This is a genomic window from Chamaesiphon sp. VAR_48_metabat_403 (assembly GCF_031422475.1).
Classification (GTDB): domain Bacteria; phylum Cyanobacteriota; class Cyanobacteriia; order Cyanobacteriales; family Chamaesiphonaceae; genus Chamaesiphon.
This window is the reverse complement of sequence record NZ_JANPLS010000415.1, coordinates 1-2,888: the sequence shown is the minus strand read 5'-3', so window position 1 is coordinate 2,888 and position 2,888 is coordinate 1. Positions and strand designations below refer to the sequence as shown.

The 2,888-nt window shown below is 44.7% G+C and carries 3 protein-coding genes; 1 reads left to right on the top strand and 2 read right to left on the bottom strand.

What is annotated here, in order from left to right:
* Positions 1–315 precede the first annotated feature (315 nt).
* Entirely contained in the window at positions 316–717 is a 402-nt protein-coding gene (locus RMO79_RS19790) for a DUF4332 domain-containing protein (RefSeq protein WP_310484986.1), read from the top strand.
* 100 nt (positions 718–817) lie between these two features.
* Here RMO79_RS19790 and RMO79_RS19785 read toward each other — a convergent pair whose 3' ends face one another.
* Together RMO79_RS19785 and RMO79_RS19780 are read right to left on the bottom strand one after the other, a co-directional pair.
* Positions 818–1,432, bottom strand: coding sequence for a TetR/AcrR family transcriptional regulator (locus tag RMO79_RS19785; protein WP_310484985.1), 615 nt, complete (start codon positions 1,430–1,432; stop codon positions 818–820).
* Between the two features lie 338 nt (positions 1,433–1,770).
* A partial coding sequence (locus tag RMO79_RS19780; protein WP_310484983.1) for a GTP-binding protein occupies positions 1,771–2,888 on the bottom strand: 1,118 nt, incomplete at its 5' end.

Genomic DNA, 2,888 nt, shown 5'->3' with positions numbered 1-2,888 from the left:
GTCGCTGGAGCGAGAACATGGGGATTAACACCGAGATAATCCACGCACCAATCCCAATCTTTACCATCAGATCGGGCATGAAATACCAACTCATCGATAAAATTATCAGTACGACGATCGCTGCAATTTTCAGGCTAGAATTACTTCGCGATGTTGGTAGTAATATCGCCAAACAGTAAAAGATCGCAATCTGAACTAAAACAATACTGGTAAAATCCATTGGCAGCGAAACGTCGGTACTTACGGGAATACCTACTATTTTAACTAAAGATTTAATTTTTCAATCGATCGATTATTCTCTACACTTTACCGCTTATGATTTGTGATTGGTCGATCGGCGATTTACCTGGGTTAAATAAGCCCGATTGCATTTTGCTCCAACAGCTAGGAATCGCTACCACCGGGCAACTCCTCGCCGTTGCTCCCGATGCAGCAACTAAGTATCAACTAGCCATGAGTCTGGGTACTAAAATTCAGTATGTGAATAAATTAGTAGCTCTTGCCGATCTGTCGCGGTTGCCCGGTGTCGGCTGTCAGTATAATGGAATGCTCTTACATATCGGCATTATTTCTGTCAAACAATTAGCCCAAATGCCTGCCGATAAAATCCATCGACAACTGCTCAGGCTACAAGTAGCCACGCTCCAACGGCGCGATCTCTGCCCAGATCTCGATCGCGTCCAAACCTGGATCGGGCAAGCCAGAGGGCTGAATTAGGTTTTAGGTTATAGGTTATAGGTTTTAGCAATTGCGCTTACTCCCCGTCTCCCCGTCTCCCCGTCTCCCCATCTCCCATCTCCCCGCTCCCATCTCCCCGCTACTTCTTCAACAACACTCCATTCAAAAAGATATCCGCCAATCCTTCGGCCATTTCCTTTATTTCTTGGGGACTCGCACCTGGTTGGGCGATGGTTTCGTGACTGAATCCCGCCACGACAAACATGCCTAAAAATACCTGCGCGATGACGCGTGGATTCATCTTCCGATATACGCCTCGCTCCATCGCTGTTTGGAAAAATGCTTCGGCGACATCGGTCATTTTTTCAACTACTTCCGACTGAATTCGATCGCGTAAATCTTGATGGAGTTGAACTTCCATAAAGCAGACACGCATCATGTCATAATTATCGCCCAATCGCAGCATTCGTTTGTACATCACATGCGAGATGGCTTCGTAGCTCGCCATCTCGCTTAATTCTGTTAGTAAATCTGTCAATAAGTCAATCCAGCCTTGGGTTGCGACTTCGACTAGAATTGCTTTTTTGTTAGTAAAATGACGAAATAAAGTTCCTTCGGCAATTCCGGCTTTTTCGGCTAATTCTTTAGTGGTAGTGCCATCATAACCATTCCGAGCAAAGAGCTTTTGTGCTGCTTGAAGAATTTTATCACGGGTATTTAACTCGGTCTTCTGTTTGCTACGAAATATCTGCATACATACCCAGGCTCGTCATAATACCTGTTCGATTGGGATCTCTACATTATTGTGCTAATAAAATTGAATATTTACCGATCGCTTAACAGTTCTTCATAGATAGTTACTACGCTTTAAGATCGAGAGTCACTTCGCGATGTTACTTCAATTATCTTAATATATAGCAATCCTATTTTGTTTGTGAGAATTGAGATCTAGATATTTTGAACCGCAGCGATTCGCGCTCGTCGGGGAACCCGACGGTTTACGAGCGATTCTCTTTCAGAGAGGCTCCGCCAACGAGACAGAGGCGCAGAGAGCGCAGAGCAGAAGAAAGATTTTCTCAGAGAGAATGCCGATTATTCAGGTAGATCTGTTGGTGTGGGTGCGGCTAATAACTCATCTCGCAACCGTGAAACGATCGTAGCATCATCGAGGCGATCGAGGATTTCTCGCATTACCGTATTCGCCCCCAATTTACCCCAAGTAGAACCTGCTTCTAAATAAGATTGAGTAGCCGTTCCGACTCGATAAGCACCATAGCCAGCAATTGCGCCTTGAATTGCCCCCGCACCCAGATAGCCGGGAATAGCGGCAAAATTCACGCTAGTACCGACGATTAGTGCTGCCATTTTGCCCACACCAAAGATAATTCCAGTTGCCAATTCACCGAGCAATAAACTAGCACTACTAAATAAAATCCCACTCAGCAATTTACTAATCTCATACTTAGTCATCGGGAGATTATATAATTGTGCTAGCGATCGAATCAACATTAAATCGAGAAATACACCACCTAAAATATCGAAGATGGCGATCGGATTGAGCGCGACTGCTAGGGCTTTATATGTGGCAAACTGCCCCACAATCTTATTGGCTTCGGCTTGGAGATCGGTTAAAGTTTTTTTTGCCAAGTTTGTTTCTGCCGAACGTGCTTGTACTAGAGCATTAATCGCCAATAACGATCGACCTTCGCGGCTTAATAACTCTTGAATTTTAGCTGTAAGCGGTGCGATTTGGGGTTCGGGTTTTTCCCATTCAAACTTTTTTGTCCCATCGGGATATTCAATCCGCACTTGAATTGGGGTGGGATCTGCGGCTACCATCACCACTTCATCCGCCGATAATAACCGCTGCAATAATTCATCGCTAACGCTATTTTCACTCAAGTTTCGCAACTGCTGATAAATTTCTTGACGGGCTTGTTCTGGATATAGATCGGATTTATTAAATACTAATAATAAGGGTTTGTGGGCCTGTCGTAATTCTCGTAAAGCTTGATATTCTAATTGGGTAATATCTCCCGCAATGACAAATAAAATTAAATCTGCTTGACTGACAACTTCAGCCGACATTGAAGCGCGCGCTTCACCATCGATTTCATCTAAGCCAGGAGTATCGATTAAATCGATGTGCATTATCCCATCTGGCGACCACCGAACCTGTCGCGGGAACCGCGTCACCCCGTTGAGAGGAC